The sequence below is a fragment of the Methylocella tundrae genome, assembly GCF_901905185.1.
Lineage (GTDB): Bacteria > Pseudomonadota > Alphaproteobacteria > Rhizobiales > Beijerinckiaceae > Methylocapsa > Methylocapsa tundrae.
In genome coordinates this window covers 140101-165428 of the sequence record NZ_CABFMQ020000120.1, presented here as the reverse complement: position 1 = coordinate 165428, position 25328 = coordinate 140101, and the positions used below count along the sequence as shown (strand labels likewise).

The following is a 25328-nucleotide window of genomic DNA, read 5'->3' as shown; positions in this document are numbered from 1 at the left end:
ACGTCGCAAGACGGTGGGGGCAACAAGCTTGCGACGCTGGCCCGGTCCACGCGGCCGTCGAATTACTCCGCAACGCGATCGGCGTCCGGCGCTGAATTGCTATCGCGCGGCATATCGAGCCCATAGGCTTTCAGGCGGCGGTAGAGCGTCGTGCGCGCTATTCCAAGGGCCGCTGCGGTCAGGCTGATGTTTCCCTGAAAGCGATGCAACACGTTCTCTATGTGCTGCTTGCCGAGGCTACGCAGATCACTTGCTCGCGGCAATTCTTCGTCCAGTGAACATGAGTCAGCGCGGACGCGAGGCAGTCTACAAGAAGCGGACAGATCCGAACGTTCTTCCGGCAGACGGTAGTCCACAATCTCCTCAGGGAGCCACCCGCGGCCGATAACTGGCGTGTCGCACAGCAGGAGCGCGCTCTCCACCACATTGCGAAGTTCGCGAATATTGCCGGGCCACGGATAGGTCTTGAATAGACGGAGCACGTCCGGGGCGAAACAGCGCAGGCCGAGATCATGCTTCTTTGAAAGATGGTTGAGGAAATGTTGCGCCAGCAAGACCGCGTCGCCATCGCGTTTGCGCAAAGGAGGAACCTTGAGCGTCGAAACGTTGAGTCGATACAAAAGATCGCGACGGAATCGCCCTTTTTCGACTTCTTCGCGAAGGTCGCGATTGGTCATCGCGATGAGCCGGACCTTGATCGGGCGGGGCGTCGCGTCGCCCACTCTGCAAACCGCGCCTTCCTCCAGAACGCGCAGGAGAAACGGCTGGAGATCCAGCGGCAGTTCGCCGATCTCATCGAGGCAGAGCGTGCCATTATTGGCCCGCTCGAAGCGGCCGATGTTGCCATTCGAGGCAGCGCCTGTGAACGCGCCCTTCACATAGCCGAAAAGTTCTGTTGCGATCAGATCGCGTGAAATGGCGCCGCAGTTGAATGGGATGAACGGTCCATCGGCGCAGGGGCTTGCGTCATGGATTGCCCGCGCGAACAGCTCTTTGCCAACGCCTGTTTCGCCTTCGATGAGAACCGGGGCCTGATAGATGGCGAGGCGGCTTGCGCGGTGAATGGCGTCCAGCATAATGGCGCAATTGGTGACGATTGGCTCAAAGGCTTTGGAGCGTATGACCGCGGGAGCCGGCGGCCGCTGCGCAGCGGCGGCGATGACGACCGCGCCGATCAAGGCGCCATCGTGATGGACCGGCAGAAGATTGCCGGGATTGATGCCATAGCGCGCGGCGGCGGCGAGATCGAAGCTTCTACCGTCCTTGTTCAGCGTTAGAAGCGGTTGATCCGAATGGAAAGATCCATCCGCAAACTCGCGCGCCTTGGCCCGCATCGCCATCAGCCGAGGCGCATGTTCGTTAGCCAGCACGACCTGACCGCCGCGGTCGACGACAATAACGCCGTCTGACCACCCCCTGCCGATCCCGGAGCTGTATTCCAACAGCATTCTGCGCTCAACCTCGAGTTGCAGCGACAGCGCGGCTTCAATTCCGCGCGCCACCATGACCGCGAACGCAAGGTTATGCTGCTGGAAGGTGCTCTTCGCGCCGGACATATCGACGAGGCCGAGCAGGACCCCATCAAGCGGGTTGCGGACTGGCGCGCCGACGCAGGTCCAATTTTTCGTCAAGGCGCAGAAGTGCTCCGGCCCGTGAATCAAAACCGGAGCGCGCGACGCCAGCGTCGTGCCGATTCCATTTGTTCCCGCGTTGGCCTCGCTCCAATCCGCTCCGACGACGAGGTTGATGTCCTGGCCGGCCTCCAGCGTGCCGGGATCGCCGACCGCGTCGAGCACGACTCCGTCAACATCGGTGAGAAGCAGCATGGATCCGCTGCCGATCAGCAGTTGTTGCGCTTCCGACAACACTTTTGCTGCGGCCTGTAGGAGCAGACGATTGCGCTGCAGTCTCTGCTCGAACTCGCGTTGCTCGATAATTGTCTTGGAGCCGGGAAGCTTGTGATCGATGCCTATCGCGGCGCATCGCTCCCAGGATTGCGCCACGACGTTACGCACCTTGAGCTGACGCGATGTGCCAGCCAGATAATCTTCCCAGGCTTTCATGATGGTGCGTTCTTCGCCGGGACCAAAGCCCGTCGATTGCTCGGGCGTCCCCGCCCATTCATTCAACTGGTCGAGATGCATCGCCTCGAATGTCCCCCGGAGCCAATTCCCATCCCTTATCAGGCAATTTATTGCCGTTCGCTCTCTCTGCGGAGAGCGTTAAAAGAGCAACTTATTCCTTCCCCTCTTTCGAGACAATCGCTAATTCAAACCACCAGCTCGCTATTCACACGCTTAAGCTCGACATTGCAGGGCTGCCAAAAAAGCGAGCCGAAGAAAGCGCTTCAAACCGGAAGCGCTCCCTTTCGCGGCGTTCAATTCTCAGGCGCGGCCGAGCAGCTCTCCACCACCGCCGCGCGCTGGACCGGCGGTCGGATCGACGTAGTCGCCGCGATCAACGATCAGCGTATTGGTGCCCAAAATGAGTTTGGCGGAGGACACCGCGTTACGGACGGAGGCGATTGTCACGCGGACCGGATCGATGACGCCAGCTTCGAACATGTCGGCCAATTGCCCGGTCCTGGCGTCGAAACCGACGCCGGCGGGGGCCTTCGCCACCGCGGCAATGGTGGCCTCGGGATCGCGTCCCGCGTTTTCGGCGATTTGAGCGAGGGGCCGCTGCATCGCGGAACGGAAAAGAGCGACGCCTATGGCGGCGCCTTCATTGGCCGCGCCATTGCCTTTTGGCCTTATCGTGGCGGCCAGTTCGAGCAGCGTCGTTCCGCCTCCTGCGACCACTCCATCGAGGAGCGCCGCCCGCCCTGAGCACAAAGCGTCGTCGAGAAGCTGCAGACGTCGCCGGCGCTCCGCTGGCGTCACGCCCCCGGCGAGGATCCGCACGGTTCCGGAGGTCATTTTGGACATGCGTTCATCGAGCTTGTCGCGTTCGATGTTTTGCGGCGCCAGGTCGATCTGCTGACGGATCTGCGCGCGCCGGGCCTCGACCGCTTCGGGCGAGCCGCGTCCTCGCAAAATCATTGTCTCGAATTGCGACACGACAACGCATTCGGCGCGGCCCAGATTTTCGAGGCTCGTACGCTCCAGAGCATAGCCGAGATCGCCGAAGATGACTTCGCCTCCGGTCAGGACGCCGATATCCTCCATCATCTGCCTGCGCCAATGACCAAAGTCCGGCGGGTTGACGACGACGAAGCGCCCGCGCCCTTTGGAGCGGCTGGCCAGCAGGCCGATAAGGGCCTTTGGATCGACCTCTTCGGCGATAATGAGCAGGCTCGCGTCCTTCGCCTCGATCGCTTCGACGAGATGCTGGATCTGCTCAAACCGAAGAATCTTCTGATCGGTCAAGAGAATATAGGCGTCGTCAAGCACCGCCCGCATCGTCGGAACGTCAGTAATCATGTGATGCGAGACATAGCCGCGATCGAATGAAAATCCTTCGATGACTTCGATCACATCCTCGACCGCGGAGCCTTGATCGAGCGTGATAATGCCGTCCGGCCCGACCGCTTCCAGCGCCTTGGCCACGATATCGCCGAGCGCTTTATCGGTCCCTGCAATTGTCGCGACGGACCGCAGCTGGTGCGGTCCGGCGAGAGGCCGCGCGCGTGTTGCGAGCGCCTCGACCATTGCCTCCTCGGCGTCGTCCAATCCCTCGATAAGATCCGCCGCGGCGGCGCCGCCTTGAGACAGAATCGCGACGCCCTGCTGAATAAGAGCGTTTGCCAGCACGGTCGCCGTGGTCGTCCCGTCGCCAGCTACGTCAGCGGTCTGCTTGGAGACTTCCCGGACGATCTGCGCGCCAAGATTTTCGAAGCGGCATTCGAGCTCGATTTCCTCCGCAATGCTGACGCCGTCGCGCGAGACGATGGGCGTGCCCTGCGGTCGCGCAATGATGGCGTTCAGGCCGCGCGGCCCGAGAGTTCCGCCGACCGCGGTCGCAAGCTTCTCGACCCCTCGCGCCAGCGCCGCGCGCGCTTCCGATCCGTGCAACATCAGCTTTGCCATTATATCCTCCCAAAACCATTTCAACTGAGATCGTTTCGATCTTCTTGCTTGTTGCTTTCCACGCCGGAGGAACCGCCGGCGTCGCGTTACGGGTTGGCGGCCAAGTTTGTGAGACGCAAACAACGGCCGCCGGAAGCGACCGTTGCCCTTGTCCAGTCTTTAGCCGGCGCCGCGCTTATTCATACGCCATGGCATCGTCCATGTTGCCGAAAAGCACGACGGTGTCATCATCAATCATAACCATGCGGCCATAGTGGGTTGAAGTCGAGATTTCGAAAAGGTGGGGGGTCATCTCGCGACCCAGGGCCTCGGTGAGCTCCTTCATGTCGAAAGTGATTTTGCCTTCCCCGTCAATGCGGATCATCGCCGGCATATAGGTGACTTTGATGCCTGGCTTTGCCTCCATCACCTCGGCGATGGCCCGGGCTTCGACACTGTCGTTCATGGTGACGCCGCATTGATGCGAGATCGTCTCATCGAATGTGATCTGATCCATTGGCTTGAATATATTTGCGGTGTGATCTGTGCTCACGGTGGGGTTCCTTCAATTCGCGTAAACAGGCATGTTGGCGCGGCTGCGCGCCGCGCCGTTGTCAATTCAAGAAAACTCACCGTGGGAGTTTTTCGACGCCAATGGCGTTTGTGATGGAATCTATCCGCGCAAGCTGCGCTTCTAAAACATCATCGAACCGCGCCCGCTTGTTGACGGGCAGCGACCAGATCGGCTGCAACTGCCGCGCCGCGGCGAGCGCCTGTCCGCCATGCTGGTGAAGCCATTTCTCGAAAAGCTTGCGGTTTTCGGCCCCATATTTCACGTCGGAGGCCAACATCGTCAGCAGTTCGACCGTGTTGGCGAGGTTGCGCTCATAGTCGGCCTCGCCAGACGAAATCACCGAGGGCGTCATGAAATCGTTTTGGGCGGCTGCGACCTGCATGATGAACCCGCTGCGGAAGAGTTCGCCAAGGAGCGGCTCGACGCAGACATTGGTGGCAAAATATTGCTCAATATAATCGTTCGTTCCCATCACCCCTTCAATGGTGGCGCGGGTCTCTTGCCAGAGCTCGTCTTCGAGCCAATGCTTTTTGCCGGCGGCAAGATCGAGGTCGGGCAGGTCAAGGTTGAGATCGCCGAGATAAAGGGTGATGTCCTGAGCGAAGCGGATCTTGTATGAACAGTTCGTCAGCAGCGCATTATTGACCATCTGCGTGTAGCCCAAACGCTGGGCGTGCATCAGCGAAACGCCAAGACCGTATTCGAGGTGCTTATAGGCGCCGAGATGATCTTGCAGAATTTTGACCCATTGCTTGTCGAAGCGTTGCGGCGCGCCTGAGCGCCTGCCGTTCTGAACAACGTTGAGCACCATGCCGATGATGGTCGACTGGCGCTGATAATGGGTGCGCTCCCACTCCTGATCGGGCGCGCGGAACACATGCCAGTCCGAACTTTTGACTTTCGTCCAATCCTTGCTGTAGGTCGGATCGCCGTTGGCGAAGGCGATGATCCAGTTCTGGGCGAGGTAGCGCTCCGGATCGGGCTGGACGTCGACTGTGACGTCCTCGTAATGCGTCGCTTTACGGCCCTTCGGCTGAAAGTAGTTGTAATGGCGGCTGTCCGATCCGGGAAAGGTTTTCGCACCCGCGGCGCCAGAAATGGACTCTTCGACATCGACTTTAATGTTCATAGCGCTGTTTCCTCCTCAACTTTTTCGTTGTTGGTTGCAGGGGTAAATTTGTCGAAATAAATGCGTTCCGGTTCGACCCCCGCCATTTGTAGAACTGGAAGCACTGCGTCGATCAATGGAGGCGGCCCGCAGGCGTAGGCGTCCGCGCCGTCCCCAATCGATTCGGCCCTGAGCCCACGCTGCACCACTTCGTGGATGAAGCCTCGCTCGCCCTCCCATTGCTTGTCATCCGCCGCGGCGGACAGAGCCGGGATGAAACGGAAATCGGGCAGTTCAGTTTCGAGCGATTGAAAGCGGTCGAGCCAAAACAGGTCCGCCTGCGTGCGTGCGCCATAGTAGAGCCGGATCCGCCGTTGCGGCGCCTCCGCTATTTGGTCTTCGAGGATTGCCAGAAGCGGGGCGAGCCCGGATCCGCCGCCGATCAGAACCAGGGGCGCATCATCGCGGTGCTCGCGGCGGAAGCATGTGCCGTAAGGGCCGCTGACGGCGACTTTGGCGCCTTTGGCCAGATCGCCGTCAAGACGTGACGAAAAACGACCGCCCGAATATTTTTTGATGATGAATTCAAGCCGGGATGGGTCGCTCGGCGGATTGCCCATCGAATACGACCGCGTCGTTGAGCCATCGGGCAGGGTAATGTCTGCATATTGGCCGGCGAAGAAAGTCATCGGCCTGTCGAGGGAAAGAACAAGTCGACGGATATCCTGCGTCAGCGCTTCAACAGTCTCCACCTTGCCGCTGAACTCGCTGACGGCCACCGAGTGCGACAGAAGTTCCTCATCGAACATAAGAAGTTCGATTTCGAGGTCGCTGAAGGGAATTGTGCGGCACAGTAGAACGTGATTGGAGTCGCGTTCTGATTCGGGCAGCGCGAATGTTGAGTATTTCAGCATTTCGGCGTCGCCATCCAGCAACACGGCCTTGCATGCTGAGCACTGACCTTCTTTGCAACCATGGATCAGCGCTACGCCTTGCCGGAAACCAGCGTTCAAGACGGTCTCGCCTTCGTATACCCCGAATTCAGTGCCGGTCGGCTGCAGCCGCACCGTGTGCAGCGGCTTGCTCGTATCGGGCTTGCTTACCAAAATAGCCTCCTTCCAACCGTTTGGCGTCTCGCCAGCTGGATCTATCCATCATCTGCTTTTTTTGCCTGCGGACCGGCGCAGGACAGCGGCGTCACGCTGCTGTGCCTGCGCCGGTTCAGGAGGTCTGAAATCAGAGACGCTTGATAGTGAAGCCCTTGCGATATTCGGCGATGTGCTTCTCGCGTTCGGCGGGCGAGAGCGCGCGCAACGCCGTAATCGGCGCTTTGATCGTGTAGCCCCGCACGTGATCGAGCGTCCACATATCCTTCTCCTCGAGAGACAAATGGGGCTGAGCGATCAGCGTCTTGCCGTCGGGACGCACGAAGCCCATATCCTTGATGGCGTCGGCGACGTCCCAGCCGTCATAGAGCTCCTCCCATTGACGCTTGCCGCTGAAGCGGCCCATCGCTGGCGTGGGACGGCCCTGGTATTCGGCGGCGAAGGCCTCCTTGTGCGTCCAGCGGTCGACTTCGTGGCCATAGGTGTAGAGTTGGCCGTCGACGACGTCGGTCGTGAACTGATCGCGAATGACAGCGGGGACGAGGTTTGACCAGCAGCGGTGCGGATAGACGTAGCCGGTGTCGGCGAAGGTGATCGGCACGCTGCCGGGCTTTGAGAGCTTGCGGTAGTTCTCCCACCACGCCCCATATTCATTGTACCAGCCCGGATATTTATATTCGAACCATTCAAAATCGCGCTCGTCCGGTCCTTCGAGGCGCCAGAAATTCGCCCACCACCCAGCAGAGAAGAACTGCGCCACCTTATGCACATAGCCCTGCTTGACGATGCGATCCCAGGCGGCGTGAACGTCGTCGTGATGGATCTTGATGCCGTATTTTTCGAGCGGAAGCATATAGGTACGGTAGTAATCCTCGTAGATCCAACGGTGCCAGAGCTCGGCGTAGGACTCTTTCTTCTTGTCCCGATGCTTGGTGCCATATTCGACAATGGTGCCGACGGCGGCGTCGACGATTCCGTGATTTTGCCAGAAGGCGTAACGAATATCGCGCTCGAGAAGCAGGTGATTGTCGGGGTTGTTGATGACCGACATGAGGAAGGAATGGCCGTTGCCGATGTGGCGCGATTCGTCCGATTGCACCGAAAGAAAGACCGTCGGCAAAGCATAGTCGCCGTTACGCGCGGCTTCCGACGGCATGGCGACGAAGAGCGTATTGGTGAACGCGCTTTCGGCGACGACCTGGAGATAGATATTGGCCGCGGTGACGGCGTCGCCGGTCAGGAAGGCTTCGCCGAACTGACGGCCGATCGTCGTCGCATAGCACTTGCCGAAGGCGGCTTCGGTGATGTCGAAGCCCGCCGGATCGATGTAATTTTCCATATACCACTTCTTCAGGTTCATCTGAATGGTGGAATGGCGGAATTCATCGACCATCTGCATCGTGAAGCCGGTGCGCAGATCATCGCCGGGCGCGAGCCGGCCGAGCATCGCCATGGAGCGGGCCGCGGAAATCTCGGGGAACGGAATGATCGCAAGAAACAGTTTCATCCATTCGACCCAGCGCTGCTCGACATTGCTGAACATGTCGCCGCGCAGGGCGGCGTCGAGAGCGCCGTAAACCCGATTGTCCTTTTCTTCCTGCATCGGGAAGTAGGAGCGAAGGACCTGCTTCATCGGGTCCTTGGGATGTTTCGAAATCTTATAGTCCGTCGGAAATGTCATCGCCTCCTGAACATAGGAAGGCGTCCAGCCGAGATCGGAGATCCTGCGCGTCGCCTCGGCGATCGGCATGCCTTTCTGTTGCGTAATACTGCTTAACGACAGTGACATATTCTAAGTCCTCCCTTTATGCACGATTGGAGCAGCCTGTCGCATGGCCGCTCTCGGACGTTTCTCCGTAGGCCGGTTCAAGCTCCGTTCGGCTCGAAGCGCAGCGCTGGATGTTCTTGTTTGTCACAGCGCCGCCCACGAAATGACCGCAACACTCGTGCCAAAAGAGATACATGTGATAAATCAGTTGTGTAGAGACAAAGTGGCGCGCGGCGGCTGTGCGCTTCAGTGTCCGAGTGTTGCGAGGTGAAACATTGTCGCGACACTCGTCAGCCGCGCAGCAATCGGGATCTCGCTCTTGAAGGTTTGTTGTGCGTCGCCGCATCGAAGGCTAGGGAGCAAAAAAAAACGCCGGATGGCGGACCATCCGGCGTCGAGGGGGGAGGAAGATTAAAACCTGGACGGTTTCTCTTGCGTCAAGCTTGCGACGCGTCAAAACGAAAACAGCGTGCCGACAGCGAGAGCGTTTGAACTGAATGTTCCGCCGGATTGGTTTCTTGCAATGCCACGAAACAAATTTGCTTCCAGCATGACCCACGAAGTCAATTGATAGCGTGCGAAGGCGACATAGGATTCATACGATCGAAGCATATAGGCGTCGTAGTTCTGGGTGGCGTCGTAGCTATTGGCCTGAAGGTAACTGATGCCATAATTCGCGCCCAACGTGAGTTTGTCGAAGAAGGTGTAGCTGCCCTGGGTCAACCAGCCGTAGGAGTCGCGCTTCTGGCCGTTTGGACTGATGCCATCGAAGAACAGCACGCTGGTTCCAAGGCCGTTGCCGTAGTAGCCGTAGCCGAGGAAGCTCGCGTCGCCGACGTCAAGCTTCAGGCCGCCATCGATGGCGGAGGCTCGGATGGCCTGCCCAACCGGCAACGCATCGCCGACGCCAAATCCTTCGGAGCGCTGCTGCTCGGTTATGCCGGCGGTCCAGGCCGTCAACTTGACCGCTGGCGCGATCTCGCCCGTATATCTCAGCCGCGCCTGAAACATGGGCTGGTCGTGGGCGGTGAGGTTGCCTGAGTCCGTCCCGGTAAACACGGCAAGCTGGTCATAGGGCGTAAAGATGCCGACCGAGGCCGTGAGGCCATAGAATGTCGGCGTCGTATAGCTGATCTGCGGAATCCAATCGGCATAGACATAGCCGCTGCCAATATGACCGGAGGTGAAGCCCGGCTGGGAGTTTCTGAAGGGCAGGCCGACGCCGAGGAGCATCGCATCATAGAGGATCACGTCGCCGCCGAAAAATCCGAGATCGCGGCCGATCTTGATCGTGCCGACGTCTGGCGCGCCAATCGTTCCGAAGATCTGGCGCATGTCGATCGCCGGCGTTCCGAGCGCCGTTGCGTAGCCGAAACTATTCGCGTTGAAAGGCGACGCCCCGACGTTGATATTCGTGCCGACGCTGTAGGCGCCGAAAGTCGCCCCGATATCATATCCCATCTGATTCGTCGCGAGGCTGACGACGAGCGAGCTGCCAAGCATGCCGCCGCGAATGGAATTGCTGTTGTTGTAGATGCTGGTTCCGATGTTGACGAGGCCGCCAACCACGCCGCCAGCCGTTGCTGTGCCGGTGGTCTGCCCCTTGAATTGTTCGACCGAAAAATAATCTATGCCGCCCGATATCTTGACGTCGACGTCGCCGACGCGCACGCCAACGCCTTTATCGAGGGCTGTGATGTAGCGATCTGCGGATATAGGAGCCCCTTTGCCGGCGACGGCCTGACGGCTTGGTTCTGCGGATTTGCGCTTGGCCTCAACTGCGCGGCGCTGCTTCAGCTTTTGATAGTCGCCTCTGGACAAAATACCCTTGGCCTTGAGCTGCTCGATCAGGTCGTCGGTCGTATCGGCCCGCGCGGCGTTCGCCATTACCCCGGCGCCGACAAGGCAGCAAAACAGAGTGCGGGCCATACGGCGCCGACTCCGAAACATACGCGGCGATTGACGCATAAAATCCCCTCCCGAATTTGCGGCGCATTGATCAGCCCGTCATTTATCGGCGCCGACTTGCAGCAAAGGTCGGGCCAGGAGGAAAATTTGATCCAAATCAATGTGTTGACGAAATATTTGATATTAAAATGAAATGTTGCGCTGTAGCGGCGTAGCGATTTGAAACACGCGCGCAACAGTGTCGCGGCGGACGACTGCATCCAAAAACGTGGCGAAAAGGGACGCGAAGGGCTTTTCTTATGACTTTGTCCCGATTGCCGCCGTCAGCGGCCAAGGCAGAGCTGGAGCCGCGGCTTGACATGGCTGCGGCGCGGATCATCGACCGGCCAGAAGCGTCGAGGGGCTCGTAGAGCAGAAGCCGGGCTCTGCAGCTCGCCTCGTCTTTTCGATGCGTGAGGGCCGCGCCGAGCGCTCCCAGCGAAACCTTACCTGACGAGGACGCCAATCGCCGTGGCGTTGGCGATGTCGATGAAGAAGGCCGACACCAGAGGCAAAATAATGAAGGCCGTTGGAGCCGCGCCATGGGCTTTCGTGATGGCGGTCATATTGGCGATCGCCGTTGGCGTCGCGCCGAGGCTGATGCCGCTGAAGCCGGCTGAGATGACCGCAGCTTCATAGTCGCCGCCCATCGCCGGAAACACAACGAACACGATATAGACGATGGCGGCGATGGTCTGAAGCGTCAGGACGGCGGCGAGGGCGGGGCCAAGGCCGCCAAGCGTCCAGAGCTGCATGCTCATCAAGGACATCGCGAGAAAGACGTTGAGCGCGAGATCGGAGACGAGCGCGAGCGAACGCGTGCGCGCCGGCCACTGCAATCGCGGCAGCAGTCGCGGCGTGATGTTGGTGATTGCGATGGCGGTCAACAGGCATGCGACGAACAGGGGCAGCTTCAATCCGAGCCCGACGAGCGCTTCATGGACGATAAAGCCGATCAGTATCGCCACATTGAGGATCAGCACGGTCCACAACAGGCTGATATGGTTCAAATCGTCTTTGTTTTCCTCGTCGGGAAGTCCGAACATGGGCGCGGCGTCCTCGAGGCCGTGGAGCTTATGGCGCGAAATCAGAAAGCGCGCGACAGGGCCGCCGATGAGGCTTGCGATCACAAGGCCGAGCGTGGCGGCGGCAACGCCGATCTCCATGGCGTTGGCCAATCCAAATCGCTGGGCGATCAGTGGCGCCCACGCGATGGCGGTCCCATGGCCCCCTATGAGCGACGCCGAGCCGAGCAGAACAGTAATTCCCGAGGGCAGGCCGAGCGCCGTGGCGCTTCCGGCGGCGATGAGGTTCTGGATCACGAGGAATACGAGCGTCAGCCCCAACAGGATGAGCAGGGGGCGACCGCCCACGAGGAGATCCCCAAGCTTGGCGTTGAGACCGATGCCAGTGAAGAAATAAAGGAGAAGCATGTCGCGGGCGTCGAGATCGAAAATGATTTCGAGTCCGAACGCCTCATGTGCGACGAGCGTCGCGAGGGCCGCGAGCAAGCCGCCGGTTACGGCGTCCGGAATGCTCCAGCGCCGAAGCGGGGCGATCAGGCGGTTCAGCCCGGCGCCAACAAAGAAGACGATGATCGAAATTGTGAAGGTGAGAAAGCCGGGGGCTTCGAGCGTCGTCATCGAAAGTCCGTGAGCGCGACGAGGTCGTCTGGACGAGCTTAAACGCCAGAAGACGCCCGCGATGGGGGCCAAGCAGCGGGAGCGAAGCTTAGTTTCTGGAACTTTGCAACCCTCGAAGGCAAAGTTGCCGGGGTCGCGCCGGCCGCCCTGGCAGTCTGATTAGCAGCTTGAAAGGCAAAGCTTATCGAGTTTATATGTGGAGCTTCAGGAGTCGAAGGAGATCGACGGTGGTCGAACAACCCCGAACCTCGCCAGACGCGTCCGACCATAATTCGCCAAAGCTTATTTCACATTTAACCTATTCCACGAAAGATCTTCCTGAACAGGAACAATTCGGTGGATGGCGCGAGTTTATTTCCTCAACAGTAGATCTTTCCCTTCTCGAACCGCGCGATCAGCGATTTGAAGCTGAGCAGCAGGTCTGGGACCTTGGTCGTTTCGCGCTCACGCGGGCGACCATGCCGCGCGGCGTTTCACGCACATGGCGCCATCTCGATAAGGACCCGCTCGATCACTGGTGCCTCGTGGTGGTGCAAAACGCCGGCGCCGGCCATGCCGGCCGCGAGGAGCCACGGCTGATTGGATTTCGCTCGCTGGGGCGTCCTTTTGAAGGCGCGGCGGCGGATTCCGACGTTCTCTCTCTGTTCGTCCCCCGCGATGTGTTCCGAGGCATGACGGACATGATTGACGCGGCGGACAATGTCATTCCAGATGCGGGCCTTGGCGCGGTTCTGGCCGACTTCGTGGTCTCGCTCCAGCGTCGACTCCCCGGCATGACGCGGGCGGAATTGCCGCAGATCGATGAAGCGACCCGCTCCATCATCATGGCTTGCCTCGCGCCGACCCTCGATCACAAGGCGGCTGCGCAGAATGCGATTGCCGCGACCTTGCTGGAGCGGGCGCGCCAGATCATCGAAGCCAATCTCGGCTCGCCCGAGCTCGGGGCGGACCTTTTATGCCGTTCGCTTGGCGTTTCCCGCTCGCGGCTCTATCGCCTTTTCGAGCCTTCGGGCGGCGTCGCGCACGCGGTTCAGCGTCAGCGTTTGCAGAAAGCGCATGAACGGCTCTCCGATCGCCGCAATGATCGCCCGATCGTGCAAATTGCGGAGGGGCTTGGTTTTAGCGACGCCTCAGGATTCAGCCGATCCTTCAAAAAAGAATTCGGTTATAGCCCCAGCGCGGCGCGCGCCGCCGGCGTGATTGGTCTGCCCGCGCCGCGGGCGGGAAGGCGTGCGTGGCCCGCAGCGACGGGCAAACTTGGCGATGTTCTGCGGGGCCTTCATGTCTGACGGCCGATGCGGCTCACTCCCATTGCGGTCAATGTTTGCGCTACGATTTGGGATTTTAGGCCTAGCAATGGGATTTAGTGCTCATCCCACGCCGGGCTCACAAAGCTATAACCGGCGCGTTGCAGTGCCGCGCGCCGGCTGCTCCTGATGATTTGAGATATTCCAGTTAGAGGACGGCACTTTGGCCCGCACTATCTCTCCTAAAACAAGACGCGGCCTGGCATTCGCGCTGCTGGCCTCGCCGGCATTCGCGCTGCTTCTTGCGGGGTGCAAGCAGGAGAGGGAAGCCAAAGCTCCAGAGCCGCGGCCTGTGCGAACCGTGACCGTCGAAAAGAGCGAAGTCGGCGAAACCGTCGTGCTGACCGGACAAATCCTGGCCGAGAACGAGGCCTCGCTCGCTTTTCGCATCGGGGGCCGCATCATCGAACGATTGGCCGGCGTCGGTGATCATGTCGAACCTGATCAGGTGCTGGCGAAACTCGATCCGCAGAACGAGATAAACGCCCTGCGCTCCGCGCAAGCCGCTCTGTCCGCCGCGCAAGGACAATTGGTGCAGGCCCGCAACACCTTCGATCGCCAGAATACCTTGTTGCAGCGGGGGTTTACGACCAAGGTCCTGTTCGATCAGGCGGAGCAGGGGCTGCGCACGGCGCAGTCCCAGGTCGATGACGCGCACGCGCAGCTGCAGATCGCCGAGGACCGCCTGAGCTATACGGAGCTCAAGGCGAATGTGACAGGTTCGATCACCGCCAGAGGCGCCGAGTCGGGCGAAGTGGTGCAGGCGGGGCAAATGATCTTCCAGGTCGCCCGGCAGGACGGGCGCGACGCCGTATTTGACGTGCCGGCCCAGGTGATACGGTCCGCGCCGCCGAACCCGAAAGTCATCGTGACCTTGACCGATGATCAGTCCGTGACGGCGCAGGGTCGCGTGCGGCAGGTCGATCCGCAGGCCGACCCCGTCACCCGCACGTTCCGGGTGCGCGTCAGCCTGATCGACACGCCGCCCGCGATGCGGCTCGGCGCGACGGTGACCGGGCGTATGCAACTCGAGTCGACGCCCGGCATCTCGATTCCGGCGAGCGCCCTCACGAATAGCGATCGCCAGCCCGCCGTCTGGATCGTTGATCCCGCGAACCTCACCGTTTCGCTGCGCAACGTCGACGTGCAGCGTTTCGATCCTGGATCGGTCGTCGTTTCGCAAGGGCTCGAAGGCGGCGAGATTGTCGTCACCGCCGGGGTGCAGGCGCTTCATCCGGGTCAGAAGATCCGTCTTCTGGGGTCGGCGTCGTAATGGGTCCCAATCTCTCCGAATGGGCGCTGAAGCATAAGTCATTCGTCATCTTCATGATGATCGCGGTGACTGTCGCCGGACTTGCCTCCTACTTCCGGCTTGGCCGCAGCGAGGACCCGGCTTTCACTTTCCGGACGATGATCGTGCAGGCCTCCTGGCCCGGCGCGACGCTGGACGACACGCTGCAGCAGGTCACCGAACGGCTCGAGCGCAAGCTGCAGGAGACCAAGGGTCTTGATTTCCTGCGAAGCTACACGAAGCCCGGCCTTACGACGATCTTCGTCACTCTTAAGGGATCGACGACAGCCGCCGAGGTGCCGGACATCTGGTATCAGGTCCGAAAAAACGTCGGCGACATTCGCCACACCTTGCCTGCCGGCGTCGTCGGCCCCGGATTCAACGACGATTTCGGCGACACCTATGGGCTGATCTACGCCTTTACCGCGGATGGCTTCACTCATCGGGAGCTGCGTGACTATGTCGAGGATATTCGCTCGCGCTTGCTGCAGGTTCCGGACGTCTCGAAAATCGATATCCTGGGCGCGCAGGACGAGCAGATCTTCGTTGAATTCTCGATACAGCAGCTCGCCGGACTTGGCATCGACCGGGCGGCTTTGATCGCGGCTCTGCGGGCGCAGAACGCGGTGAGCCCGTCAGGCTCCGTCCAGACCGGCGCCGAAAAGCTTTCGCTCCGGGTTTCCGGCGCCTTTCGCTCCGAACAAGACATTCTCGACGTCAACTTTCTGTCGAACGGCCGGATGATCCGGCTGCGCGATATCGCCGAGGTGCGCCGCGCCTTTTCCGACCCGCCGCAACCGATGTTCCGCGTCAACGGCAAGCCGGCGATCGGCCTCGCCATAGCGATGCGCGATGGCGGCGACATTCTGGCGCTCGGTCGCAACGTGAAAACTGCGATCAATCAGACGGTCGCCGATCTGCCGCTCGGCATCGACGCGACGCTCGTGTCCGATCAGCCGGTCGTCGTCAAAACCGCCATCGGCGAATTCATGGAATCGCTCTGGCAGGCGATCGCCATTATCATGGCGGTGAGCATCGTCAGCCTCGGCTTCCGGCCCGGCGCGGTCGTGGCGCTCTCGATTCCGCTGACGATGGCGATCGTTTTCCCGATTATGGAATTTCTCGGCATCGACCTCCAGCGCATTTCCCTCGGGGCGCTCATCATCGCGCTCGGCCTTCTGGTCGATGACGCGATGACCACCGTCGACGTCATGACATCGCGTCTCGCGCAGGGCGACAGCAAGGAGCAGGCGGCGACTTTCGCCTATAAGACGCTGGCGTTCCCCATGCTGACGGGCTCGTTCGTCACCGCCGCCGGCTTTGTTCCGATCGGTTTCGCGCGCAGCGCCGCGGGGGAATATACCTTCTCGATTTTCGCCGTCGTAACCATCGCGCTGATCGTTTCCTGGTTCGTCGCCGTTCTGTTCGCGCCTTTGCTTGGCGTCGCCCTTCTCAAGAAACCGGCGGCTGGGGCTCCCGAGAAACAAGGCCTGGTCCTGCGCATTTTCCGCAGCATTCTTCTTGGCGCGATGCGGATGCGCTGGCTCACCATCGCCGTGACGCTGGCCTGTTTCATCGCTTCCATCCTGGCGATGCCCTATGTGCCGCGGCAGTTTTTCCCGGCGTCCGACCGCCCGGAGCTCGTCGTCGATCTCACGCTGCCGCAAAACGCGTCGATCTTCGCCAGCGATGAAGCCGCGGCGAAACTCGATGCGATCCTGAAGGGTGATCCCGACGTCGCCAGCTGGAGCACCTATGTCGGACGCGGAGCCATCCGCTTCTATCTTCCGCTCAATGTGCAACTGGCCAATGACTTCTTCTCGCAGGCCGTCGTCGTCGCCAAGGATGTGGCGGCGCGCGATCGGCTTCATGCGAAATTGGAGAAGGAGCTCGCCGAGCAGCTGCCGAGCGCCGTCACCCGGGTGTCGCCGCTGGAGCTTGGGCCGCCCGTCGGCTGGCCGGTGCAATACAGGGTCAGCGGCCCGGACATCGAGCAGGTGCGCGCGATCGCCTTGCGGCTTGCTCAGGCAATGGGCGCGGATGCGCATGTCAAAGAGGTCAATTTCGACTGGATCGAGCCGTCGCGGCAGGTTCGCATCAAGATCGATCAGGATCAGGCGCGGCTTCTGGGCCTAAGCTCGCAGGCGCTCGCCGAGGTTTTGAATACGGTGATGACCGGAACGCCGATCACGCAGGTGCGGGACGGCATCTATCTCGTCAACGTCGTCGCGCGGGCGAAGGACGAGCAGCGCGTTTCGCTGTCAACTCTGCGCGCCCTGCAATTGCCGCTTCCGAACGGACGCACGGTGCCGCTGAGCCAGGTTGCGACCTTCGACTTCGATCAGGAATATCCCCTGATCTGGCGGCGCCAGCGCGTCCCGACATTGACGGTGCAGGCCGACGTGCAGGCTGGCGCGACGCCCGAAACCGCCGTCCGCTCGCTCGCTCCCGCTGTGCAGAAGCTGAGCGAAAGCCTTCCGGCAGGCTATCATATCGACGTCGGCGGCACGGTGGAGGAAAGCGCGCAATCGCAGGCCTCGGTCTTCGCCAAGGTTCCATTGATGCTGTTCCTGATGGTGTTGTTCCTGATGGCTCAGCTACATAGCTTCAGCCGGCTGGCTCTCGTCGTGAGCGTCGTGCCGATGGGCCTCATCGGCATCGTCGCGGCCTTGTTGATTTCCGGCCGGCCGCTCGGCTTCGTCGCCATCCTCGGCATTCTGGCGCTGATGGGCATGATCGCGCGCAACGCGGTGATCCTCATCGAGCAGATCGAGACCGAGCGGGCGCAGGGGCGCGACGTCTGGAACGCCGTCGTCGAGGGCACGCTTTCACGTTTCCGCCCGATCATGCTGACGGCGATTTCGACGGTGCTCGGCTTCATTCCGATCGCCCCGACGGTGTTCTGGGGCCCGATGGCTTTCGCCATCATGGGCGGCCTGTTCGTTGCAACCATGCTGACGCTGATCGTCCTGCCGGCGCTCTATGTCGCGATGTTCCGCGTCAAGGAGCCGGCGCACGCCGAGGCCTGAACGGCGGCTCCCGAAGGGTCTTGTTCAAGTTCAATCCAGAACATCGCGCCGGATGTCGTCATTGCCGCGATGTTCAGCTTCTGAGCCCCGACGCATAGGCTGTCTTTTCGGAGGGGATTGGCCAAACCGGCGCTCGAAGGTCGTCTTGAAAGAGTCGGGTGTTTGCGGCTTGACAAAAATCGCGACGACGGAAGGGTGGCTTACATGGAGGCGCTGCTCCAACTCGAGCACGCGGGCTTCGATCATCGGCGTCGTCAAATTGTCCGCAAATTCGAGACTGAGCGCGACGAGAATTTGATCGGGCGCCAAATGGATCGTCAGCACGCCATTGGCGTTGGCGACGCCGTCGATCTCGCCGGCGAGGCGCAGGATCGCCTCGATGATTGAAGGGTCAGCGGATTCACCGATGAGCAACCCTTTGGTTTCGCGCGCCAGCACCACCGCGGTCAGGGCGAGCACGACGCCGATCAGGATCGAGGCGACGCCGTCCAATTCGGGCCTGCGCAGGCTGACTGACAGAAAGCACCCGGCGAAGGCGATTAAAAGACCAATGAGAGCCGCGCTATCCTCAAAGAGAACCATAAAGGACGGCGGGTCCTTGCTGTCCCGCACCGCGCGAAACAGCGCAGCGTATGGCTTTCTGCCTTTGAAATTACGCAACGCGATCCACCACGTCGCGCCGTCGAACATCGCCGAAAAAGCGAGCACGATATAGTTGACGGACGGGTTCTCGATCGGCTCCCGAGCAATGACCTGGGCCACGCCCTGATAAAAGGCGATCCCGGCGCCGAGCGCGAAAACCAGAAGCGCGACGACGAAACTCCAGAAATAGACTTCGCGGCCGTAACCTAAAGGATGCTGGCGATCGGGCCGGGCCGTCGCGCGATGAAGGCCATAAAGAAGCAGCAGCTCATTGCCGGTATCGACGAGCGAATGCACGCCTTCGCTCAGCATCGCGGAGCTGCCGGTATGGGCGGCGGCGGCGAATTTCGTCGCGGCGACAAGAAGATTGCCGACGATCGCAGCGTAGATGACGAATTTGGATGAAGGGCGCCGCGCGCGTTTCGACGAGATCATGGCGAGTTGGCCTTCAAAAAGGCGAGTTCAGGAGGCCAGCTCCAGTATATTGCGTCAACGACTTGTCAGTCATCCTTGACAAGGCCCCGCACAAATATCCGCACGGCCTCGCGGGTTTGGCGATCGAGCGCTTCGGGGTCCGTCTGGACGCCGAGCAAGGCTATGCGCGAGACCCGTCCGAGGACGATGCCAAGGAACAGATCCGCGGCGAGCGCCATGTCGTCGATCGCGAAACGGCGTCCGGCGGAAAAGCGCGTGAGGATGCCCTCGACAAGCCTGATCTTTCGGTTTGTTCCTTCCTCTACGGCAAGCTTGCCGAGTTCGGGAAAACGCTCGCTCTGCGCCGTGAGGATACGAAGGAGAGCGATTGATGCTGGCGACAGGGATGAATCGATAAAGCGCAGCGCCAGAATCGTAAGCGTTTCTTCCAGGGATTTGCCGCTGAGGCCTTTTGCGAATTCGGCCTCGATAGGGGCGTAGATCGTAAGGATGCGCCGGCGCAGAACATCGGCGAATAACTGACCCTTATCCGCATAGCGCGCATAAAGCGTCGCCTTGCCGATCATGGCGGCCTCGGCCAGGCGCTCCATCGACGTCCCGTCGAAACCATGCTTCAGGAACATGTCGGTTGCGATCTCCAGCAGGCGTTCGTCCCGCTGCGCCGCCGCCGCCTTGGTTGGGCGCCCGCACCGTGGGGACGAATCGCCCCTGCGTCCTTCGCCGCGCCCGTCTGTTGAAGTCGTTTTCATCGCATGTCTCGAAATCCTGGCTTGCCGAATGTCAGCCGCCGGTATAAAACGGTACCGTTCCGTTCCATTATGGCAGACTCATGGATTCGTCCGCAAGTTCTCTTCCTCGCACCCGATCACTTTCCCCTGAAAATACGCCGGTGAGGGACGCCGAGGCTATCATTCGTTTGCGCGAGGGCGCTCCGACGTCTGTCCCTCCTTCTGAGGGCGAAGCCGCGGCCGGCTCTCGACAGAGGCCCGTTCGATCCCGCCGCAAACGCCTATTGACCGTCATTGCGCTCCTGCTCGCATTCGGGGCCGCTGGCTGGTTCGGCTGGCGCTGGTGGACGGCCGGCCGTTTCGAGGAGACGACCGATAACGCGTTTCTGCAAGCTGACAAGGTTGTGGCGACGCCGAAAGTCGGAGGATTCGTCGCCGAGGTTTTTGTCTCGGACAATCAGCCGGTGAAGGCGGGCGAGGTCCTGGCGCGGATCGACGAGCGTGACTATCGCATCGCTCTTTTTCAGTCGCAGGCCGATCTCGACAGATCGAAGGCCGGTCTTGAGGGAGTCGCCGCGGCGCTGATCCAGCAACAGGCAAAGATCGAGGAAGCAAAAGCGGATGTCGCCACAATGACGGCGGCGCTTGATTTCGCAACGGAAGAGCAAAAGCGCTATGGCGACCTTCTGCACAGCGGAGCCGGCACGATCCAGCGCTCGCATCAGGCGACCTCGGACCTTCTGCAGAAGCAGGCTGCGCTCGACAAGGCGCGAGCCAGCTATGACGCCGCCCAGAAGCAGACGGACGCCCTGCACTCCCTCGAGGCCGCCGCGCGCGCCAGCCTGCAGCGAGCCGAGATCAATCTCGATCAGGCCAAGCTCAATCTCGAATATACGACGATCAGAGCGCCGATCGACGGCGTCGTCGGCGACAGGTCGCTGCGCAAGGGCCAGCTCGTCCAGCCAGGCGCCAATCTCCTGACGATCGTGCCGATGGGCAAATCGATCTATCTCATCGCCAACTTCAAGGAGACGCAGGTCGGCGCGATGGTCGAGGGACAGCCCGCGTCCTTCACCGTCGACGCCTATGGCGATCACGTGTTTCATGGCCGCATCGACAGCTTTGCGCCGGGGACAGGCGCGCAATTCGCGCTGCTGCCGCCGGAGAACGCGACCGGAAATTTCACCAAGATCGTGCAGCGCGTCCCGGTCAAGATCATCCTTGACGACAATGATCCCTTGATTCAGCGCCTGCGGCCAGGGCTCTCGGTTGAGGCGACGATCGACACGCGCGCGCGGCCCGGAACGGACCACGCCGGCGCCATCGCGTCGAGGGCGGACGATGAGCGGCGGTGAGGAGGCGAAGGCGAACGCCGGGGACTGGCTCGCCGTTGCCGGCGCCATTCTGGGGGCCTTCACCGCCATTCTCGACATCCAGATCACCAATTCGTCGCTGGCCGACATCGAAGGCGCGATCGGCGCGTCGGCGGAGCAAGGGAGCTGGATTTCGACGGCCTATCTGATGGCCGAGATCATCGTGATTCCGCTCACGGGCTGGCTTGGGTCGATCTTTGGCCTTCGCCGCTACCTTTCGGTCAACACGAGCCTTTTTGTCGCCTTTTCGATTGCTTGCGCCTTGTCGACGTCGTTGCCGCAGCTGATAATTTTCCGCGCCGCGCAGGGGTTTACGGGCGGCGTCCTCATCCCGACGGCCATCACCATCGTCCGGACGCGGCTGCCGAAGTCGCAACAAGGGGTCGGCATCACTTTCTTCGGACTGACCGCGACCCTTGCTCCAGCCCTCGGCCCGACGGTTGGCGGTTGGCTGACCGATAGTTTTTCCTGGCACTATATTTTCTACCTGAACCTTATTCCGGGCCCGATCGCCGCCGTCATCCAGCTCACAGCTTTGCCAAAGCAAGCCACCCGGTGGGCCGAACTGCCAAAGGGCGACTGGTTCGGCATCGCCGCGATGGCGATCGGGCTCTCGAGCCTCACTTTCGTGCTCGAGGAAGGCCAGCGCAAGGAATGGTTCGAATCGGATATGATCATCCGCTTGTCGATCGCGGCGGGCGGCGGCGTCCTGCTTTTCATTCTGCGCGAGCTGACGGCGGCGAGGCCTTTCATCAACCTGCGCGTGCTCGGCAACAGGACGGTCGGCGCCTCCAGCGCCTTAATGGCTGTGCTTGGCGCCGTCTCGCTGGGCTCGACCTATGTCATTCCGCTCTACTGCGCACAAATTCAAGGCTATAACGCCGAGCAGATCGGCTACGTCGTGATGTGGAGCGGATTGCCGCAGCTCATTTTGTTTCCGGCCATGCCGTTCCTCATGAAGCGGTTCGATCCGCGCATTCTCGTCGTCGTCGGCACGCTGCTTTTTGCGTCGAGCTGCTTCATCAATGTGAACCTGACGCATGACGTCGGCATGGACCAGCTGATCCTGCCGCAGCTTTTGCGCGCCGCCGGCCAGCCGCTGTTTTCAATCCCGCTGTCGCAGCTTTCGACCGCCAATCTTCCTCCAAGGGAGACGGCGGACGCCTCGGCCTTATCAAACATGATGCGCAATCTTGGCGGATCAGTCGGCATCGCCCTGCTTTCGACGATCATCGAGCGGCGCGAACATTTCCACTTCTCGATTCTTGCCGAAGGGATGACGCAGAACGCCGTGCGGACCCAGGAGCGGATCGCCATGCTGATGGCCGGAGCGCGGGGCGTCATCGCCGATCCCATCATCGCCAGGGCGCAGGCGCTGGCGTCGATCGCGATGCAGGTTCGCCGGGAGGCTTACGTATCGGCCTATTCCGACGCCTTCTGGGTCGTCGGCGTCGGGCTCATCGTCAGCCTCGCGGCGATCACGCTGTTACGCAGGCCGCCGCGGTCAAAGGCGCCGGTCGAGGCTCATTAAGAGCTACGCGGCGTCTTTGCGAGGGCGGGCGATCTGGGCTTCACGAAAGCGGCCACAAAATATTGGATGCACAATTTTGGAATGATGAGGCCAAAACCCATTGCGATAATGATGAGGAAGGCCGTCGCGCCGTCGGTGAGGGCGGCCGCCAGCAGATGGGGCGGCGCGTCAGGGCCAAGGCTCATCAGATCGACCAGCCCGCCGGCCATTCGGAACAGAAAGACGCCGGGTATGAGGGACACGACCGAGGCGAAAGCGACCGCCGCGAACGGCAATCGGAGCCGATCCGCGATCGGCGTCATAACGGTTCCGACGATCAGGCAGGCGGCGAACGCTCCCGCCTCGGCGCTGGCGCCCGCTATCGCAAGCATCGCCCAGCGAGAAGCATGCGCCAGCATTCCGACCAGAATTGGTATCGGCAGCATTCGCCACGGCATGGAGAAAAAAGCGCCATAGGCCGCGACGGCGACGCCCGCGGCGATTATGTCATAGCCGAGCGGAACCGCACGCGAAGCGCCCGAGACGGGCAGGCTCGTTCCGCCGAGCGCAAGCCCGACAAGAAGCCCCGCGCAAATCATCAAAATGATGAGGCTGGCAAAGCCGATGCGGGCGCCGCCGAGCGCGATGCGCGCCCTGGCGAGATCGAGCATGCCATTGAGGAGATGGGGTCCGGGAACAAGCACCATACAGGGACAAACGGCGACAAGCCGAAGCGTGGAGCTGAGATCGAGCCGCACGACGATCGCGCCGACGACGCCGGCGAGCAGGGCGGCGCAGAAAGGCGGCGCAAACGGGTTGCGGCTCGCCAGCGTCAGGCCGCGCCGCAACAAGGCTCCCGCGCCGGCGCTCAGCGCGATCAGGATGAGGCTTAAGAAATGAGTCGCGCCAAAAATCACCCCGAGCGCCGCCGCTCCCGCGCCCGCCAGCAAGGTGAAGCGCCATAGCGAAACGGGCGGCAGGCAGGCGATCGTCTCTATTCCCGGTCGCATCGCCGCCGCGCTTGCGCGGCCTTCACAAACCGCGTCGATCAAGTTCGTGGTCGCGGCGACCTTGTTCATGTCGACGCCGAGTGGCGCGGCCTCGATCATGTCGATAAAGGCGCCGGCGTCGTCCTCGATGCGCAAGGTCAATTCGCCCCAATGCACAAAGACGGTCGCGCGATAGCCGAATGCTTGCGCAAGGCGCGTCGCGCCCGCGATCGTGTGTTCCGTTGTCTGACCATTGACGAACAGGAGCCTGGCGCAAGCCAACACTATATCCATAGCCTCCCGCCGTGGCGGGTCTACGCGCTTTGGCGGCGGCGAGACCGCGGGCAGAAGCTGGTCAGAACGATCGGACATTCCTTAGCCGTTCCCCGACCCTTCTGCGCGAGCCGACCATTTACTCCGTGGCGACATAGGGCTTCACCATCTTGGCGGGATCGACGATGCGGTCGAACTCCTGCTCGGTGACCAATTCGAGCTTCAACGCCGCTTCCTTCAGCGTCAGATCATGATCCATGGCGTAATGCGCGATCATTGAGGCCTTGTCGTAGCCGATCACCGGTGCGAGCGCGGTGACGAGCATGAGCGAACGATCGACATAACCCTTGATCTGCTTGAGGTTCGGCTTCGTCCCCTCGACGAGGAATTTGCGGAAGTTCACACATCCGTCCGTCATGATCGTGATCGAATGCATGATGTTGTGGATCATCAGCGGCTTATAGACGTTCATCTCGAGGTAGCCGCCGGCGCCCCCGAAGCCGACAGCCACGTCGTTCGCCATGACCTGCACGGCGATCATGGTCAGCGCCTCCGCCTGCGTCGGATTGACCTTGCCCGGCATGATCGAAGAGCCGGGCTCATTTTCCGGAATGACCAGCTCGGCGAAGCCGGCGCGCGGGCCGCAAGACATCAGCCGAATGTCGTTGGCGATTTTGTAGAGCGAGACGGCGAGCGTGCGGAACGTGCCGGAGAGCTGCACAAGGGCGTCATGCGCGCCCTGCACGGCGAATTTGTTCGGCGCGGTGACGAAGGGCAGGCCCGTCAGCTTTGCGATTTCGGCCGCCGCCGCTTCCGCGAATCCGGGCGCGGCATTGATTCCCGTGCCGACCGCCGTGCCGCCGAGCGCGAGACGGTAGACGCCCTTCAGCGCGTCGTCGATGCGTTCGAGATCGTCCTCCAGCATGGCGGCGTAGCCGGACCATTCCTGGCCCAACGTGATTGGCGTCGCATCCTGCATATGGGTGCGGCCGATCTTGACGATATCGGCCCATTCGGCGGCCTTTGACGCGATCGCGTCGCGCAGCTCTTTCACCGCCGGGATCAGCCGGTGCGCGACATTGACCGCGGCGGCGATATACATCGCCGACGGAAAGGTGTCGTTCGACGATTGCGACATGTTGACGTGATCATTCGGGTGAACCGGCGTCTTGCTGCCGAGCGGCGTTCCCGCGAGCTGGGAGCAGCGATTTGCGATCACCTCGTTCACATTCATGTTGAACTGGGTGCCGCTGCCGGTCATCCAGACATGCAGCGGGAACATCTCCTGATGCTGACCGGCGAGGATTTCGTCGCAAACCTTGATGATCAACCCGTGTTTTTGTTCGTCGAGCCGGCCGCCGGCCTTGTTTGCGATGACCGCCGCCTTCTTCAAAATGGCGTACGCCGTGATCATCTCGCGCGGCATCAGATCCTTGCCGATGCTGAAATGCTCGAGAGACCGCTGCGTCTGCGCGCCCCAGAGCCTGTCGGCCGGCACCATGACCTCTCCGAGACTGTCGGTTTCCGTGCGAAGATCGTTCATTGTATGTTTCCCGAACTTGTGCGGATGTGTGATTGGCGCCGCTGAGATCGCCGCG

Annotated in this window: 17 protein-coding genes; 5 read left to right on the top strand and 12 right to left on the bottom strand. The window is 61.2% G+C overall.

The window, feature by feature from the left end; genetic code table 11:
• Positions 1–62: 62 nt before the first annotated feature.
• The 8 genes from MPC4_RS17950 to gltS all read right to left on the bottom strand — a co-directional run bounded on the left by MPC4_RS17950 (position 63) and on the right by gltS (position 12153).
• Positions 63–2144 carry a sigma-54-dependent Fis family transcriptional regulator gene (locus MPC4_RS17950; protein WP_174513728.1) on the bottom strand — a complete coding sequence of 694 codons (2082 nt, stop codon included), beginning with the start codon at positions 2142–2144 and terminating at the stop codon, positions 63–65.
• Positions 2145–2384: 240 nt separating this feature from the next.
• Positions 2385–4028 carry a molecular chaperone GroEL gene (gene groEL / locus MPC4_RS17945; RefSeq protein ID WP_174513727.1) on the bottom strand — a complete coding sequence of 548 codons (1644 nt, stop codon included), beginning with the start codon at positions 4026–4028 and terminating at the stop codon, positions 2385–2387.
• A 175-nt stretch (positions 4029–4203) separates the two neighbouring features.
• Positions 4204–4524, bottom strand: coding sequence for an MmoB/DmpM family protein (locus tag MPC4_RS17940; protein ID WP_134493197.1), 321 nt, complete (start codon positions 4522–4524; stop codon positions 4204–4206).
• 112 nt (positions 4525–4636) lie between these two features.
• Complete coding sequence (locus MPC4_RS17935; RefSeq protein WP_174513726.1) at positions 4637–5710, bottom strand: ferritin family protein; 1074 nt, start codon at positions 5708–5710, stop codon at positions 4637–4639.
• Complete coding sequence (locus MPC4_RS17930) at positions 5707–6795, bottom strand: FAD-binding oxidoreductase (protein WP_174513725.1); 1089 nt, start codon at positions 6793–6795, stop codon at positions 5707–5709. Before MPC4_RS17930 ends, MPC4_RS17935 begins: the two co-directional genes overlap by 4 nt.
• Before the next feature lie 130 nt (positions 6796–6925).
• A complete protein-coding gene (locus tag MPC4_RS17925) occupies positions 6926–8584 on the bottom strand; it encodes a ferritin family protein (RefSeq protein ID WP_134492912.1) in 1659 nt (552 codons plus the stop codon).
• A 432-nt stretch (positions 8585–9016) separates the two neighbouring features.
• The gene (locus tag MPC4_RS17920; protein ID WP_244629098.1) at positions 9017–10492 is read right to left on the bottom strand and encodes a porin; all 1476 of its coding nucleotides are present in this window, start codon (positions 10490–10492) and stop codon (positions 9017–9019) included.
• A 464-nt stretch (positions 10493–10956) separates the two neighbouring features.
• A complete protein-coding gene (gene gltS, locus MPC4_RS17915) occupies positions 10957–12153 on the bottom strand; it encodes a sodium/glutamate symporter (RefSeq protein ID WP_174513724.1) in 1197 nt (398 codons plus the stop codon).
• Between the two features lie 227 nt (positions 12154–12380).
• On the opposite strand from gltS, the gene MPC4_RS17910 reads away from it, so the two are divergent.
• The 3 genes from MPC4_RS17910 (at position 12381) to MPC4_RS17900 (ending at position 17780) form a co-directional block, all read left to right on the top strand.
• Positions 12381–13442: a helix-turn-helix domain-containing protein gene (locus MPC4_RS17910; RefSeq protein ID WP_174513723.1), complete on the top strand. Its 1062-nt coding sequence runs from the start codon at positions 12381–12383 to the stop codon at positions 13440–13442.
• 193 nt (positions 13443–13635) lie between these two features.
• The gene (locus MPC4_RS17905) at positions 13636–14733 is read left to right on the top strand and encodes an efflux RND transporter periplasmic adaptor subunit (protein WP_174513765.1); all 1098 of its coding nucleotides are present in this window, start codon (positions 13636–13638) and stop codon (positions 14731–14733) included.
• Positions 14733–17780: an efflux RND transporter permease subunit gene (locus MPC4_RS17900; protein WP_174513722.1), complete on the top strand. Its 3048-nt coding sequence runs from the start codon at positions 14733–14735 to the stop codon at positions 17778–17780. Before MPC4_RS17905 ends, MPC4_RS17900 begins: the two co-directional genes overlap by 1 nt.
• Before the next feature lie 30 nt (positions 17781–17810).
• Here MPC4_RS17900 and MPC4_RS17895 read toward each other — a convergent pair whose 3' ends face one another.
• Both MPC4_RS17895 and MPC4_RS17890 read right to left on the bottom strand, forming a co-directional pair.
• Positions 17811–18857 (bottom strand): cation diffusion facilitator family transporter, encoded by a 1047-nt coding sequence (locus MPC4_RS17895; RefSeq protein WP_174513721.1) that lies wholly within the window; start codon positions 18855–18857, stop codon positions 17811–17813.
• Between the two features lie 65 nt (positions 18858–18922).
• Complete coding sequence (locus tag MPC4_RS17890) at positions 18923–19606, bottom strand: TetR/AcrR family transcriptional regulator (RefSeq protein WP_174513720.1); 684 nt, start codon at positions 19604–19606, stop codon at positions 18923–18925.
• 263 nt (positions 19607–19869) lie between these two features.
• Here MPC4_RS17890 and MPC4_RS17885 point away from each other — a divergent pair, with 263 nt between their 5' ends.
• Together MPC4_RS17885 and MPC4_RS17880 are read left to right on the top strand one after the other, a co-directional pair.
• Complete coding sequence (locus MPC4_RS17885) at positions 19870–20940, top strand: HlyD family secretion protein (RefSeq protein WP_244629097.1); 1071 nt, start codon at positions 19870–19872, stop codon at positions 20938–20940.
• A complete protein-coding gene (locus MPC4_RS17880) occupies positions 20927–22489 on the top strand; it encodes an MDR family MFS transporter (RefSeq protein ID WP_174513718.1) in 1563 nt (520 codons plus the stop codon). Before MPC4_RS17885 ends, MPC4_RS17880 begins: the two co-directional genes overlap by 14 nt.
• Here the strand turns inward: MPC4_RS17880 and MPC4_RS17875 are convergent.
• The gene (locus MPC4_RS17875; protein ID WP_244629096.1) at positions 22486–23829 is read right to left on the bottom strand and encodes a threonine/serine exporter family protein; all 1344 of its coding nucleotides are present in this window, start codon (positions 23827–23829) and stop codon (positions 22486–22488) included. The two genes, MPC4_RS17880 and MPC4_RS17875, sit on opposite strands and share 4 nt — an antisense overlap.
• 40 nt (positions 23830–23869) lie before the next feature.
• Entirely contained in the window at positions 23870–25273 is a 1404-nt protein-coding gene (gene fumC / locus MPC4_RS17870) for a class II fumarate hydratase (RefSeq protein WP_174513717.1), read from the bottom strand.
• Between the last annotated feature and the right edge of the window lie 55 nt (positions 25274–25328).